Genomic DNA, 14,121 nt, shown 5'->3' with positions numbered 1-14,121 from the left:
AGGCTTAAAAATCACTTTCATATGGCTTAGTATGGTTTTGATTATAAGAAGTTTAGTTATAATATTACGCATGAGTGCTTTAAAACATTTTATACAAGAATTTTATGAGCGGTTGTTTTACTTTATAGATTTAATCGCACAGCATTTTGTGATTGTCTCACTTTCTAGTTTAATGGTGCTAGTTTTTGGGGTTTTGATTGGGGTTTTTGTGTTCTATAGCTCAAAGGCTAGAATATTCTTACTTCCTATAGTGAATTTTCTCTATACCATTCCTTCGCTTGCGTTATTTGCATTATTCATTCCTTTAATTGGTGTGGGGTTAAAAAACGCTCTTGTGGTATTGGTCTTATATGGCTTATTACCGATTGTTCATAGCACCTATAACGCCCTAAAAGATGTGAGAGAAGAAGTGATTAAGGCTTCTATTGGGCTAGGGTGCAATCAAAAAGAGTTGTTTTTTAGGGTGCGATTCTTGCTTGCTATCCCACAAATTTTAGTGGGCTTAAGAATTGCTGTAGTTATGCTAGTGGCTATGGCTGGAATTGGAGCTTTAATTGGGGCAGGGGGCTTAGGACAAGCCATTTTTAGAGGGCTAAACACTCAAAATACCATGCTTTTAGTTATGGGTAGTTTAATTATTGCAATTTTTAGTGTTTTAGCAGATAAGTTTATAAGCGTGTTTCAGCATAAAAACGCCTTGCAACGCCTTTTATCACAAAACGCTACTCAAAAACAAAAGATAAAGGTCTATACTAATTTAGCGTTATTTGTATTCTTGCTTATAGCAAGTCTGCTATGGCTAATGCCTAAGAACACGACAGAGCAAAAGCCTTTAGTCGTAGCGACCAAACTCAGTAGTGAGCAATATATTTTGGGTGAAATTTTAGCTCAATTATTAGAAAGACACACCCATATTCCTATTAAGCGAGCCTTTGGCATTGGTGGGGGGACTATTAATATTCATCCGGCATTGCTTAAGGGTGATTTTGATATGTATGTGGAATATACCGGCACCGCATGGGTGAATACGCTCAAAAATCCTTTGAAAGAAAAAGTGGATTTTGAGACGATTAAAAGGCGTTATGAGAACGAATTTAATCTTTTATGGGTGGGGCTTTTGGGCTTTAATAATACCTATTCCTTAGCCATTTCTAAAGAAAATGCTCAAAAATACTCTATTCAAACTTTCAGCGATTTAGCCCTTTATAGCGAGCATTTTGACTTTGGGGCGGAATTTGACTTTTTTGAAAGAGATGATGCGTTTAAGGGCTTAATAAAAGCCTACAACTTTAAGTTTAAGAGCTTGCATGAAATGGATATTAATTTGCGTTATAAAAGCTTTATGTCTCAAAAAATCAACGCCCTAGATGTGTTTACTACGGACGCTCAAATTAAAGAATTGCATTTAAAAGTGCTTACAGATGACAAAGCATTTTTTCCTAACTATAAAGCTGGCGTTGTTATAAGAAAAGAAGTTATAAAAAAATATCCTAAAGTTTTAGAGATTTTAGAACAATTAAATGCAAAAATTAGCGATGAGAGAATGCAAGATTTAAATTACCAAGTAGAAGTGTTGAAAAAAAGCCCTAAGGCTGTGGCTGAGAGTTTTTTAGAAAGTATAGGGTTATAACAGATGAAAGAAGTGGTTAAAATAGAAAATCTGTCTTTTAGCTATCAAAATCGTGTTATCTTTAAAGATTTTAATCTAAGCATTAAAGAAAGGGATTTTTTATGTGTTTTAGGAGAGAGTGGGAGCGGTAAAAGCACGCTTTTAGCTTTGATTTTGGGGCTATTGAAACCAAGTTTAGGAAGTGTTAAGGTTTTTAATGAGACTCTTGATTTAAAGAACACTAATTTAAGACAAAAAATCGGTTATATCGCTCAAGGTAATTCCTTGTTTCCCCATTTAAATGTGTTGCAAAACATGACTTTTTGCTTGAATTTACAGGGCATAGACAAACAAGTCGCTCAAAAAGAAGCTATAACTTTAGCGTTAAAAATGGGCTTAGATGAGAGTATTTTAGACAAGTTTCCTAATGAATTAAGCGGAGGTCAAGCCCAAAGGGTGGGTATTGTTAGAGGTATTATTCATAAGCCAGAACTTATTTTATTAGATGAGCCTTTTAGTGCCTTGGATAGCTCTAATCGTAAGAATTTACAACATTTAATTAAAGATATGCACACACACTCCCAAGCTACCTTTATTATGGTAACGCATGATGAGAGCGAAGCTAAAAAGCTTTCTACAGAGATATTAAGGTTTTAGGGCTGTTTAAGGAATCCTGGCGTGGTGTTGTTAGTAGGGGTTTGCATAGAAGAATTGATGTTGCTTGGGGCTTGTGGGGCTGGTTTTTTATTAAAGGGTGGGGCTTTGTAACCGCAAGCCTGAAAGGTTATAATAACAAGTGAAAAAAAGCATGCTAAGATAAGTTTATGAAACAAAATATTTTCTCCCTATTAGTTCAAAAAAAGTCTTATAATTTGAAAAAGCTTGAAACCCTTTCAAAACTCAAAAGGCTTAAAGTTTTCTTGCCTTTAAGTTTACAAGAAAATTTGGTTTTTATTGTGGTAAAAAATAATAAATTGCTTTTTGCTTTTAAAGAACTTTGGGCTTGTAAAGAATTTAACCAGCAATTTGTTAAAGAAATAAGCCATTTTTTAGCCACACAAGGGCATGCTTATGGGTTTAGTGGATTAGGTTTGTTAGAAATTCAAGCTTATGTGCCTAAAGATTTGTTAGAAAAGGCGGATTTTTACGCCCCTATTAAAAAGCAAGCTCAATTTTATTACCCCAGTGCCTTAGGGGTGTTTCATAACCCTATTAAGGACACTCATCTGTATGAATGTTTTGAAAAAGTGCGTTCTTTAATAGGCTATCAACGAAGTTTTTTTGAGAAGTGAATGGCTAGTTTATTGCTGAGTTTGAAAAATCTTTCTAGTAGTAGTGGGGTGTATCAATATTTTGATAAAAACCATCAGTTGCTCTATATCGGTAAGGCTAAGAATTTAAAAAAGCGCGTGAGAAGCTACTTTTCTATTCGTAATGGTGAAGTTATGCCAAATATCCGCACCAGCTTACGCATTCAAATGATGGTTGCTCAAATCGCTTTTTTAGAAACTATTCTTGTAGAGCATGAACAAGACGCTTTGATTTTAGAAAATTCGCTGATTAAACAACTCAAACCTAAATACAATGTGCTACTAAGAGATGATAAAACTTACCCTTATATTTACATGGATTTTTCATCTGATTTTCCCATTCCTTTAATCACACGAAAAGTGCTAAAACAACCTAATATAAAGGTTTTTGGCCCTTTTACTAGTGGAGCAAAAGATATTTTAGATAGTTTGTATGAATTGCTTCCTTTAGTCCAAAAGAAAAATTGCATCAAGGCTAAAAAGGCATGCATGTTTTATCAAATAGAACGCTGCAAAGCCCCATGTGAAAATAAAATCACCAAAGAAGAGTATTTAAAAATCGCTCAAAGAGCCTTAGAGATGATTGAAAATAAAGATTTGCTCATTAGAGAGCTTGCGTTAAAAATGGAGCGGTTTTCTCAAAATTTGCGTTTTGAAGAAGCCCTTGTGTATAGAGATAGGATGGCTAAAATCCAAAAAATCGCCCCTTTTACACGCATGGATTTAGCCAAGCTCTATGATTTGGATATTTTTGCTTTTTATAGTGAAAATCATAAAGCGGTGTTAGTGAAAATGTTTATGCGTAAGGGTAAAATCATTTCTTCAGCGTTTGAAAAAATCCACTCTGTTAATGGTTTTGATACAGAAGAAGTTATCAAACAAGCCCTAATCAACCACTATAAAGCTCATTTGCCTTTGCTACCAGAACAAATTCTATTGAGTGCTTGCTCTAATGAAGTGCTTATAGAGTTGCAAGTTTTTTTAAACGCCAGATACTCCAAAAAAATCACCCTTAGTATTCCTAAAAAGGGCGATAAACTTGCTTTAGTAGAAATCGCTATGAAAAATGCCAAAGAGATTTTTAACCAAGAAAAGACCCATAATGAAGAGCAAATCCTTGAAGAAGTGCGTTCGCTTTTAAACTTAGAATGCATGCCTTATAGGGTAGAAATCTTTGACACAAGCCACCATGCAAGCAGTCAATGCGTAGGGGGAATGGTCGTGTATGAAAATGGTGTTTTTCAAAAAAAGGCTTATAGGTGTTATCATTTAGAAGGGGTGAATGAATACGCTCAAATGACGGAGTTACTCACTAGAAGAGCCTTGAAATTTGCTAAGGAGCCACCGCCTAATTTGTGGGTAGTAGATGGGGGTAAAGCCCAGTTAAAAATCGCTTTAGAAGTTCTAAAAAGTAGCGGGAGTTTTGTAGAAGTGGTTGCCATTTCTAAGGAAAAGAGAGATTTTAAAGCGTATCGCTCTAAAGGGGGGGCTAGAGATATTATTCATACCAGTTCACGAACTCTGACTCTATTACCGAGCGATAAACGCTTGCAATGGGTGCAAAAATTGCGTGATGAAAGCCATAGGTATGCGATAAGCTTTCATCGTTCTACCAAACTTAAAAGCGTTAAACAAATCGCTCTTTTAGAAGAAAAGGGCATAGGAAAAGCAAGTGTGAAAAAATTATTAGATTATTTTGGAAGTTTTGAAGCGATAGAAAAAGCGAGCGAGCAAGAAAAAAACGCTGTTTTAAGAAAACGAATACTAAGGAATTAAAAAATGTCAAAAAGATTGTGTATAGGGCTTGTGGGTTTAGGGTGTGTAGGGAGTGCGGTCGCTAAAATTTTACAAGAAAATAAAGAAATTATTAGAGATAGAGCCGGTGTAGAAATTGTGATTAAAAAAGCGGTGGTGCGAGATGTTGAAAAATACAAAGACTACCCTTTTGAAATCAGTAATGATTTGGAAAGTTTAGTAGAAGATACAGAGATAGATATTGTGGTGGAGCTTATGGGTGGGGTTGAAGTGCCTTATAGTTTAGCTAAAAAAACTTTAGCTAAACAAAAAGCCTTGGTTACGGCTAATAAAGCTATGCTTGCGTATCACCGCTATGAATTAGAGCAAATTGCTCAAAACACCCCTATAGGTTTTGAAGCGAGCGTTTGTGGGGGTATTCCTGTTATTAAGGCTTTAAAAGACGGCTTGAGTGCAAATCACATTCTCTCTTTAAAAGGGATTTTAAATGGCACAAGCAATTATATTTTAAGCCAGATGTTTAAGGCTCAAGCAAGCTTCAAAGACGCTTTAAAAGACGCTCAAAATTTAGGCTATGCCGAATTGAACCCTGAATTTGATATTAAGGGCATTGATGCTGCACACAAGCTGTTGATTTTAGCTTCTTTAGCCTATGGCATTGATGCTAAACCTGAAGAAATTTTAATTGAAGGCATTGAAAAAATAGAGCAAGATGATATGGAGTTTGCTAAAGAGTTTGGCTATAGCATTAAACTTTTAGGCATTGCTAAAAAACACCAAGATTGTATTGAATTAAGAGTCCATCCTAGCATGATAAAAAATGAATGCATGCTCTCTAAAGTAGATGGTGTGATGAACGCCATAAGTGTAGTAGGGGATAAGGTGGGCGAGACTTTATATTATGGAGCTGGAGCTGGGGGAGAGGCTACAGCGAGTGCGGTCATTAGCGATATTATAGAAATTGCAAGAAAAAAAAGCTCTTTAATGCTAGGCTTTGAGAACCCCCAAAAACTACCCCTAAAACCTAAAGAAGAAATACAATGTGCTTACTATGTGCGTTTATTAGTGGATGATGAAAAAGGGGTTTTGTCTCAAATCAGTGCGATTTTAGCTCAAAATGATATTTCGCTCAATAATGTCTTACAAAAAGAAATCTCGCAAGCTAACAAGGCTAAAATCTTATTTTCTACGCATATAACTAACGAAAAATCCCTTTCAAATGCTCTTAAAGAGCTTGGAAATTTAGCGAGTGTATTAGATACCCCCAAAATGATTCGTTTGGAAAACTGAATGCGATTTTTTAACAACAAGCATAAAGAAAAGGGCTTAAAGGCTGAAGAAGAAGCTTGTATTTTTTTAAAAACGCTAGGATTTGAAATCATAGAGAGAAACTTTTTTTCAAAATTTGGAGAAATTGATGTTATCGCTTTTAAAAAAGGGGTCTTGCATTTTATTGAAGTTAAAAGCGGAGAAAATTTTGAGCCTATTTATGCGATTACGCCGAGTAAGTTAAGAAAAATAATCAAAACCATTCGCTATTATTTGTCTCAAAATGACCCTAATAGTGATTTTTGCATTGACGCTCTCATTGTGAAAAATAGTAAGTTTGAACTCTTAGAAAATATCACTTTTTAGATTTATTAAAAAATAAAATCCCTTATATTAACATTCTTAAGCTAAGATAACTCTCGTTAACCAAAAACATAAAATAATTAGGAGTAACTAATGAGTCATTATATTGAATTAACTCAAGAAAATTTTGAAAGCACTATTAAAGAAGGCGTTGCATTGGTAGATTTTTGGGCTCCATGGTGTGGACCTTGTAAGATGTTATCCCCTGTGATTGATGAACTAGCTAGTGAGTATGAAGGTAAGGCTAAAATTTGTAAGGTCAATACTGATGAGCAAGAAGAATTGAGTGCAAAATTTGGTATTAGAAGCATTCCTACCATTTTATTTATGAAAAATGGCGAAGTAGTCCATCAGCTTATTGGTGCACAAACTAAAGTTGCTTTAAAAGAGCAATTAGACAAGCTTCTAGGCTAATAGCTATGTTAGATTTAGCTATTATTGGAGGTGGTCCTGCAGGTTTGAGTGCAGGGCTTTATGCTACTAGGGGTGGGGTTAAAAATGTCGTGCTGTTTGAAAAGGGCATGCCCGGTGGGCAAATCACAGGCAGTAGCGAGATTGAGAACTATCCGGGTGTTAAGGAAATTTTGAGCGGACTAGATTTTATGCAACCATGGCAAGAACAATGCTTTCGCTTTGGTCTAAAGCATGAAATGGTAGCCATTCAAAGAGTTTCTAAAAAAGACTCTCATTTTGTTGTTTATGCAGAAGATGGCAAGACTTTTGAAGCTAAGAGTGTGATTATTGCTACTGGTGGCAGTCCTAAACGCACAGGCATTAAAGGAGAGTCAGAATTTTGGGGTAAAGGCGTAAGCACTTGTGCCACATGCGATGGCTTTTTTTACAAAAATAAGGAAGTAGCCGTGCTTGGTGGGGGCGATACCGCTGTAGAAGAAGCGATTTACTTGGCTAACATTTGTAAAAAAGTTTATCTCATTCACAGAAGAGATGGTTTTAGGTGTGCACCCATTACTTTAGAGCATGCTAAAAAGAATGATAAAATTGAGTTTCTAACCCCTTATGTGGTAGAAGAAATCAAGGGCGATAATGCTGGTGTGTCTTCTTTAAGCATCAAAAATACAGCTACTAATGAAACAAGAGAATTAGTTGTGCCAGGTATCTTTGTTTTTGTCGGTTATGATGTGAATAATGCTGTGTTAAAACAAGAAGATGGTTCAATGCTATGTAAGTGCGATGAATATGGCTCTATGGTTGTGGATTTGTCCATGAAGACAGATGTTGAAGGGCTATTTGCAGCAGGAGATATTCGTATTTTTGCACCTAAGCAGGTGGTTTGTGCAGCGAGTGATGGTGCTACTGCGGCCTTAGGAGCGATTTCTTACTTGGAAAATCACTAAGATTTTGGTTTTCTAATCCTGTGGACTTTTTCTTGGAGTTTCTTAGGCTTTTGTTTTACGATGCTTTTTAATAGGGGTTTTGTGTGTATTGAATTAAAGCGGTACGGACAAAAAAGAGGGGGTTGTTAGGCTTGAAAAGTGTGTCAATTAGAGTTTTGTATTTAAAATAAGTTGTCTTTTGTGCTGTAGAAAAATTATAATTTCAATTTAGGATATTTAGTTGCGTGTTTTTATTATTTCTTTAGATAAAAAGGTGTGCGATGAGTTTGGTTTGGTTTTTAGGGACACGACTACCTTGCTTAGCACCATTAATGTAACCAACCACTATGCAGAGGTTTTTGATGCGATTTATTCTAAAACTCTTGGGAATGGGGGGTTGCATCCATTAGCTAAAAAACATCTACACTCTTATTTTATTACGCAAAATGTGAAAGATATGGGCGTTAAGACAAATTTAATCAGCGATATTTCTAAATTTTATTACGCTTTGAAATACCATGCAAAGTTTATGAGTTTAGGAGAGCTTGGGTGTTATGCAAGCCATTATTTGTTGTGGAAAAAGTGCATAGAATTAAATGAACCTATTTGTATTTTAGAAGATGACATCACCCTAAAGGAGAATTTTAAGGAGAGCTTGGATTTTTTGCAAAAACACATTCAAGAATTAGGTTATGTGCGTTTAATGTATTTATTATATGACTCAAGCGTGAGAAGTGAGTTTTTAATCAGCGAAAATCAAGAAATACAAAAATACATAGAAGTTATCAATGCTTATAGTTATGGAGTAGGCACTCAAGGATATGTTATTACACCCAAAGTGGCTAGAGTCTTTTTGAGATATAGTCAAAAATGGGTTATTCCTGTGGATACTTTGATGGATGCCACTTTTATGCATGGAGTGAGAAATTTGGTGTTAAAATCTTTTGCAATCGCTGATGATAATCAAATTTCTACAATAAGTCGCACAGAAGAGCCTTATAGTCCTAAAATTGCTTTGATGAGAGAATGTCATTTCAAATATTTAAAATGGTGGCGGTTTTTGTAATTAAGGTTATTTAGTTTTATCAAAATTCACTGCTGTAATCTCTTTGATTTAAAACAAGCTGTTTTTTATCTTCGAACTTTTTTGTTGAAAATTATTTCTTATACCATGTGATGTATTTTTATATCTTAAGATAGAGTTTTAAAAAATGTTTTTCTTTATCTAGGAGATTAAAATTTATTCTGTAGTATTTGACAAATGAAAAAAGATTTTTGGACATCTCACAGGAACTACAATTTAACGATTTTAACCCCACTACCGCCTAAATTTATAGGGGCATCGCTAAAGCTACTAACCTTGGGGTGTTTTTTCAAAAATTCTTTCACAAACTTTTCTAAAATCCCACTTCCTTTACCATGACAGATTAGCACTTCCTCAAAACCCCCTAAAAGAGCGTTATTTAAAAAGGCGTCTAATAAATCCAAAGCCTCTTCAGTGCGTTGTCCCCTTAAATCAATGCGTAAGCTCGCTTCTTTGGGCTTAGGAATAATCGTTGGGGTTGGTTTAATCTTGTTTTGCTTAATCTTATTTTGGGGTTTTTGAATTTTTTTTAATAAACTTCCATGCACTTTCAAACGCATGCCAAGCTCTGTTTCTATGGAGTAATAGCCTTTATCTAGCGTTTGAATAATAAGCACGCTTTCATTTTTATAGCGTGCTTTTTCGTGTATTTGAAAACTCGTTATGGTTTTTTCTCTTTCAGAACTCTTTTGATGCTGGTTTAAAATCTCGTTAGCTTTTTGGATTTCTTTATGCATAGAGCTGGTATTTTTTGAAGCAACTTCACTTTTTAATAAATTCAAGGCTTGTTGATAGGATTTTTCTAATTCAAGTTTTTTCTTTTGAAACATTTCTTTTTGTTTTTCAACTTCTAAAAGCCATGCATTTTTCAAATTTTCTTGCTCTTTTAAGGCGTTCTCTAAGCTCTCATTTTTTTGTTTCAGCTCTCTTTCTAACGCACTTGAATTTTCAATCAAAACATTTAATCTTTCCTTATCTTCGCCATAAAATGCCTTAGCTTCTTTAATCAGAAAGCTTGGCACACCATAGCGAAGAGCCGTTTCAAACGCATAACTTTTGCCTATAACACCTTTCAAAAAGGTGTAAGTGGGGCGTTCTTTTTCTTCATCATAAAGAGCGGCTAGTAATTCCACTTCTTTATTTTCTGCCATTAAAACGCTTAGGCGTTTGTGGTGTGTGGTAATAATGATTTTATTGTTTTGTTTGAGCAACTTTTCTAGCAAGGTTTTATACAAACTGCTTGCTTCATCAGCATCGGTTCCTAGCTCAATTTCATCAACGCCTAAGAGCATGTTCTCTTTGGATAAAAGAGTGCTAAATTGTTTCATTCTGCCAGCAAAAGTAGAGATATTGTTCGCACTATTTTGGGGGTCATTAATAATGGCGTGAATTTCTTTAAAATAAGGGATAATGGACTTGTTAGCATTAATTTTCATAGGAATGAGATACTTGCTTAAAAAAGCCGCGCTTAAAAGCGATTTTAAAAGCATGGTTTTTCCGCCAGCATTCACACCTGTTACCGCAAGCATTGATTTTTCAAACTTCAAGTTTAGGGGCTTTGGCTCTTTTAAAATGGGGTGTGAAAAGTTTTCTAAAATCAATTTTTTTTGCGTAAAACTTGGCATGACAAATTCTAAATTATATTCTTTAGCAAAATTTAGCCGAGCTTGTAAGCTATCTAAAAAGTCAAACTCTTTGAAAATGAATTTTAAAAATAAAAGGTGTTTTTGTAGGCTATTGCTTAGAGTTTGACAAATTTCAAGGGTGCAACTTTCTATTTCGTTATGAACTTGCGTGATTTTTTGCGTGATTTTTTGAGCGTTTTCAGGCAAGAGATAAAAATAACCATTGCTACTTCTTTCTAGCACAACGCCTTTAATCGCACTAGAAAACCCACTCTTTAATAAAAGGCATTCATAGCCATGCTTAAGGTGGCTTTGAGTATCCACTAAATAAGGGGCAAGCTCTTTAGAATGGGCGTAATTTTGAATAATTTTTGCGCTCTCTTTTTTAAGGCGATTTAAGCTTTCATTTAAAGCATCTAGTGTGGCATTAGCCCCTTTTTTGATAGCTCCTTCATCATCAAGCATGTGCATTAAATCATCAAAAAAAGCGGGTAGAACAATGGCATTAAGGCGTTCATAAAATTTTAAATGCGTGAAGTTTTTAAAAGTGTTTTTTAGAATGACAATGTAGCGTAATCTTTTAACAATCTCATCAATTTCATCTAAATGGAGTGTGCCAAACTTGGTGAGTTTTACAAAAATAAGTTCGCTCTCCCTCACACTTTTTGGAGTGGGCAAACCGATAGTATCTATTTCATTTAAGTAAGTGAAAGCTTGTTTCAAATCATTTTCTAAAGTAATACCACTTTCTTTTGCAAAAAAAGTTTTAAAAAGAGCGAGAAACTCTTTTAAATCTAGGCTTTCTTCTAGGGGTTTTTGTGAAGTATTCATTGGGGTTGTATCAAGGGGTCATCATTTAACACATGGCAAAAATCTAAATCTACAAAAACATCTTGCATAGGCGATTGCTTTTTACCTAAAAAGCTCAAAGTCCCACTCACTAAATTAAAATATTTCTTATTCACTTTAATGTCTTTACACAACAAGGTTTCTCCCCTTAAAAACGCTCTTTGCAAAGCAATTTCTCGCTTATTTTGTTTGTTTTGCTTATAAGTGTAAATGCCTATTCCTAGACCTACAATGCCTACGATTAAAAAAGCTAAAATTTTTTGTTTAGGACTAACCAAACCAAAATCTTTTAACACTAAGAATAATAAAAACAGCGTTAATAATAAAACAACCGCTATACCCATTACATTTCACCCCTTAATTGATAGGTAATATCCCCCGCTCCAAAGCCTATAACAAAACCCTTTTTGATAGTTTCTACTACCTTATCATTAACTAAAAGTTCTAAAAAATTCCCCTTTTTACGCACCCTGTCTATAAAGGTAGGGTTATAGTGCTTAAAATGCTCTTTTAAATCAATTTCTCGCTTAGTTTCGCTCGCACTATAAACAGGTAAAATAATCAATCTGTCGCAATGTTCTAAAAAACATTTTTTAAACTCTTCTAAATTATCCATTAAGCGAGAGTATTTGTGTGCTTGCCAAATGACTATAGTTTTTTCCTGTGTGTTTAACAAATTCGCATAGATTGAAGCGCTTTTTAAAGTCGCACTTATTTCTGTAGGGTGGTGGGCGTAATCATCAATGAGAATTAATGCGCCTTTTTGCAGAATGTCAAAGCGTTTTTTAATGCCTTTGAAATTTAATAGATTACTTCTAATTTCTTCTAAATTTAATTCGTCTAACGCGCTTAAAATCGCTAAACTCGCATTAGTAGCGTTATGTTCGCCTAGTCCCCATACAAGAAAAGTCCCCAAGTTTTTTAACTCAAATGAAGTATAAGGCTCATCATCTTTTAAAATATACTGAATGTTTTTAATGTCTTTTTTTTCTAAAACTATGGCGTTTTTAGAATAGCTTTTTAAAAAGGGGTCTTCTTTATAAACCACTCTTTTTTTAGCGTGGTCTAAAAAATATTGATAAGCGAAGAAAAAACGCTTTAAATCATGGTTATAATGCTCTAAATGTTCTGGCTCGGTATTTGGCACAATCGCACAATAGGGGTTAGAAAACAAGAAACTTGAATCGCTTTCATCAGCTTCAAAAACCAAGCTATTATTCGCACTCTCTCGCACATTAGAACCAAACTCTTTAGAATGCGCTCCAATAATGGCTCCAAAAGTCGGAAAAATGGCACTAAGCATGGCAGTGATACTACTCTTACCATGAGCTCCACACACGCTAAAAACTCGCTTGTCTTTAAGGATAGAATATAAAGCGTCTTTACGAGACAAAATAGGGATTTCTAATTCTTTAGCTTTTTGTATTTCTATATTGTCTTCTTTGATAATGGCTGAATGAATCACAACATCTTGTTCTTTTAAGGCATTTGGATTATGCGGAATATTAATCTCTACCCCTAAGGCTTTTAAAGCCTTTACACTAGGACTACTAGCAATATCAGAGCCACTAATTCTTGCTCCTTGAGCCCTAAGATATTTGGCTAAACCTGAAATGCCAATGCCCCCTATGCCGATAAAATGGATTTTACAATTTTGTAGGTTTTTTAATAAAACTTTTGGGGTTTCAAGCATGATTTTCTCTATAAGTTTCTATCATTTCTAAAGGTTTTTCTAAAAGGGGGGTGTCATAGACAAGGGCTAAACGCACATAATCAGTGCCGATATGATTACGCCCTAAATACAAGGCTGGTAAGGTTGTAATGCCTTCGTTTTGATAAAGCATTTTGGCAAAACTTTCGCCATTTTTAACCGGCAAATACACATAAAAGCTATTAGGATAAATGAGTGTGTCTTTAAAAATTTTTCGTGCTAGTTTAAGATTGTTTGCATAAATGTTGCGGAAAAATTTTGCATGCTCTTCATCTAGCCAAGCGGCTTCACTAGCCTTTTGGATGGCATTAGCGCTTGTATAACCTAAATAAGTGCGAAAAGCTTTGTAGTTTTCTAAAATGTGGCTATCTCCTGCAATAAAGCCACTTCTAAGCCCCGGGACACTAGAGCGTTTGGAGAGTGAATGGACAACCAAAACATTTTTAAATTCTTTATTATCAGCAAGAATAGAAGCTTCTAAAAGCGAAGGGGGGGGCGAATCTTCATAGATTTCACTATAACATTCATCATTGATTAAAATAAAATTATATTTTAAGGCAAGTTTGACCCAAGCGACTAATTCTTCTAAAGAAAGGGTTCTTCCGGTTGGGTTATTAGGGGAATTTAAAATGACTAGATTGACTTCTTCTAACTCTTTTTCATTCAAGCTTGGAGTAAAATTATTTTCTTTAGTTAAAGGCATTAAAATGCTTTTTGCTTTAACAAATTTGCTTGCCCCTTCATAGATTTGATAAAAGGGGTTAGGGTAGGCAATAGTGGGGTTTTTATGATTGAATAAAACAAAACTAGGAAAATTAAAGAGTACTTCCCTAGAACCCAGCGTAGAGACTAATTCATTTTCTTTTAATTCTATATTGAAACGGCGTTTAAAAAAACTTCTTTGAGCCACTCTCAAGCTCTCTTCAAACGCGCTTTTAGGATAGATATTAAGCGAGTTAGCGTGTTCTTTTAGAGTGTCTTGAATGAATTTAGGCGTCTCAAATCGTGGCTCACCTATGCCTAAATCTAGCCCTTTTTTTAAAGGCGTAATATCTTTAAACAAGGCTCTTAATCGTTCAAAAGGATAAGGCTCAAATGTCATACTACTACTTTAATCTTAAAATTGAATAGTTAATCTTACCCAAAATTTAGCGTTTATCATTATGAAACAACCAATAAAGAGTATAATACCAAGTTAGAATTTACCTTAGA

At 34.8% G+C, this 14,121-nt stretch carries 14 protein-coding genes; 9 read left to right on the top strand and 5 right to left on the bottom strand.

Annotated elements, in window-relative coordinates; genetic code table 11:
* Positions 1 to 31: 31 nt before the first annotated feature.
* A complete protein-coding gene (egtU, locus tag HCD_RS05805; protein ID WP_050854963.1) occupies positions 32 to 1,630 on the top strand; it encodes an ergothioneine transport permease/ergothioneine binding protein EgtU in 1,599 nt (532 codons plus the stop codon).
* Between the two features lie 3 nt (positions 1,631 to 1,633).
* Positions 1,634 to 2,266 carry an ergothioneine transport ATP-binding protein EgtV gene (gene egtV / locus HCD_RS05800; protein WP_014659645.1) on the top strand — a complete coding sequence of 211 codons (633 nt, stop codon included), beginning with the start codon at positions 1,634 to 1,636 and terminating at the stop codon, positions 2,264 to 2,266.
* On the opposite strand, the gene HCD_RS09565 is transcribed toward egtV, so the two are convergent.
* On the bottom strand, positions 2,263 to 2,442 hold the full coding sequence (locus tag HCD_RS09565) for a hypothetical protein (RefSeq protein WP_041594831.1): 180 nt from the start codon (positions 2,440 to 2,442) through the stop codon (positions 2,263 to 2,265). The genes egtV and HCD_RS09565 overlap by 4 nt on opposite strands.
* On the opposite strand from HCD_RS09565, the gene HCD_RS05790 reads away from it, so the two are divergent.
* The 7 genes from HCD_RS05790 to HCD_RS05760 all read left to right on the top strand — a co-directional run bounded on the left by HCD_RS05790 (position 2,434) and on the right by HCD_RS05760 (position 8,706).
* Positions 2,434 to 2,901: a hypothetical protein gene (locus tag HCD_RS05790; RefSeq protein WP_014659644.1), complete on the top strand. Its 468-nt coding sequence runs from the start codon at positions 2,434 to 2,436 to the stop codon at positions 2,899 to 2,901. The two genes, HCD_RS09565 and HCD_RS05790, sit on opposite strands and share 9 nt — an antisense overlap.
* On the top strand, positions 2,902 to 4,695 hold the full coding sequence (gene uvrC / locus HCD_RS05785; RefSeq protein ID WP_014659643.1) for an excinuclease ABC subunit UvrC: 1,794 nt from the start codon (positions 2,902 to 2,904) through the stop codon (positions 4,693 to 4,695).
* A 3-nt stretch (positions 4,696 to 4,698) separates the two neighbouring features.
* Entirely contained in the window at positions 4,699 to 5,964 is a 1,266-nt protein-coding gene (locus tag HCD_RS05780; RefSeq protein WP_014659642.1) for a homoserine dehydrogenase, read from the top strand.
* Positions 5,965 to 6,309, top strand: coding sequence for a YraN family protein (locus tag HCD_RS05775; protein WP_014659641.1), 345 nt, complete (start codon positions 5,965 to 5,967; stop codon positions 6,307 to 6,309).
* Between the two features lie 90 nt (positions 6,310 to 6,399).
* Positions 6,400 to 6,720, top strand: coding sequence for a thioredoxin (trxA, locus tag HCD_RS05770; RefSeq protein WP_014659640.1), 321 nt, complete (start codon positions 6,400 to 6,402; stop codon positions 6,718 to 6,720).
* A 5-nt stretch (positions 6,721 to 6,725) separates the two neighbouring features.
* On the top strand, positions 6,726 to 7,661 hold the full coding sequence (gene trxB, locus HCD_RS05765) for a thioredoxin-disulfide reductase (RefSeq protein ID WP_014659639.1): 936 nt from the start codon (positions 6,726 to 6,728) through the stop codon (positions 7,659 to 7,661).
* A 220-nt stretch (positions 7,662 to 7,881) separates the two neighbouring features.
* Positions 7,882 to 8,706: a glycosyltransferase family 25 protein gene (locus HCD_RS05760; protein ID WP_014659638.1), complete on the top strand. Its 825-nt coding sequence runs from the start codon at positions 7,882 to 7,884 to the stop codon at positions 8,704 to 8,706.
* A 227-nt stretch (positions 8,707 to 8,933) separates the two neighbouring features.
* Here HCD_RS05760 and HCD_RS05755 read toward each other — a convergent pair whose 3' ends face one another.
* The 4 genes from HCD_RS05755 to HCD_RS05740 are packed head-to-tail and all read right to left on the bottom strand — an operon-like array spanning position 8,934 to position 14,011.
* Complete coding sequence (locus tag HCD_RS05755) at positions 8,934 to 11,180, bottom strand: endonuclease MutS2 (RefSeq protein WP_014659637.1); 2,247 nt, start codon at positions 11,178 to 11,180, stop codon at positions 8,934 to 8,936.
* Positions 11,177 to 11,542, bottom strand: a complete 366-nt coding sequence (locus HCD_RS05750; protein ID WP_014659636.1) for a hypothetical protein — start codon at positions 11,540 to 11,542, stop codon at positions 11,177 to 11,179. The genes HCD_RS05755 and HCD_RS05750 overlap by 4 nt, the downstream gene beginning before the upstream one ends.
* Positions 11,542 to 12,891 carry a UDP-N-acetylmuramate--L-alanine ligase gene (gene murC / locus HCD_RS05745; protein WP_014659635.1) on the bottom strand — a complete coding sequence of 450 codons (1,350 nt, stop codon included), beginning with the start codon at positions 12,889 to 12,891 and terminating at the stop codon, positions 11,542 to 11,544. The genes HCD_RS05750 and murC overlap by 1 nt, the downstream gene beginning before the upstream one ends.
* Positions 12,884 to 14,011 (bottom strand): succinyldiaminopimelate transaminase, encoded by a 1,128-nt coding sequence (locus tag HCD_RS05740; RefSeq protein WP_014659634.1) that lies wholly within the window; start codon positions 14,009 to 14,011, stop codon positions 12,884 to 12,886. Before HCD_RS05740 ends, murC begins: the two co-directional genes overlap by 8 nt.
* Between the last annotated feature and the right edge of the window lie 110 nt (positions 14,012 to 14,121).

Origin of the sequence: Helicobacter cetorum MIT 99-5656, from assembly GCF_000259275.1 — a bacterium.
GTDB classification, from domain to species: domain Bacteria; phylum Campylobacterota; class Campylobacteria; order Campylobacterales; family Helicobacteraceae; genus Helicobacter; species Helicobacter cetorum.
Note: the sequence above shows the minus strand (reverse complement) of the source record. Positions and strands in the feature narration are given on the sequence as shown.

Excerpts from the sequence above, each read along its gene's own strand:
- egtU (WP_050854963.1), top strand. The coding sequence starts at position 32 with ATGGTTTTGATTATAAGAAGTTTAGTTATAATATTACGCATGAGTGCT.
- egtV (WP_014659645.1), top strand. The coding sequence starts at position 1,634 with ATGAAAGAAGTGGTTAAAATAGAAAATCTGTCTTTTAGCTATCAAAAT.
- HCD_RS05790 (WP_014659644.1), top strand. The coding sequence starts at position 2,434 with ATGAAACAAAATATTTTCTCCCTATTAGTTCAAAAAAAGTCTTATAAT.
- uvrC (WP_014659643.1), top strand. The coding sequence starts at position 2,902 with ATGGCTAGTTTATTGCTGAGTTTGAAAAATCTTTCTAGTAGTAGTGGG.
- HCD_RS05780 (WP_014659642.1), top strand. The coding sequence starts at position 4,699 with ATGTCAAAAAGATTGTGTATAGGGCTTGTGGGTTTAGGGTGTGTAGGG.
- HCD_RS05775 (WP_014659641.1), top strand. The coding sequence starts at position 5,965 with ATGCGATTTTTTAACAACAAGCATAAAGAAAAGGGCTTAAAGGCTGAA.
- trxA (WP_014659640.1), top strand. The coding sequence starts at position 6,400 with ATGAGTCATTATATTGAATTAACTCAAGAAAATTTTGAAAGCACTATT.
- trxB (WP_014659639.1), top strand. The coding sequence starts at position 6,726 with ATGTTAGATTTAGCTATTATTGGAGGTGGTCCTGCAGGTTTGAGTGCA.
- HCD_RS05755 (WP_014659637.1), bottom strand. The coding sequence starts at position 11,180 with ATGAATACTTCACAAAAACCCCTAGAAGAAAGCCTAGATTTAAAAGAG.
- HCD_RS05750 (WP_014659636.1), bottom strand. The coding sequence starts at position 11,542 with ATGGGTATAGCGGTTGTTTTATTATTAACGCTGTTTTTATTATTCTTA.
- murC (WP_014659635.1), bottom strand. The coding sequence starts at position 12,891 with ATGCTTGAAACCCCAAAAGTTTTATTAAAAAACCTACAAAATTGTAAA.
- HCD_RS05740 (WP_014659634.1), bottom strand. The coding sequence starts at position 14,011 with ATGACATTTGAGCCTTATCCTTTTGAACGATTAAGAGCCTTGTTTAAA.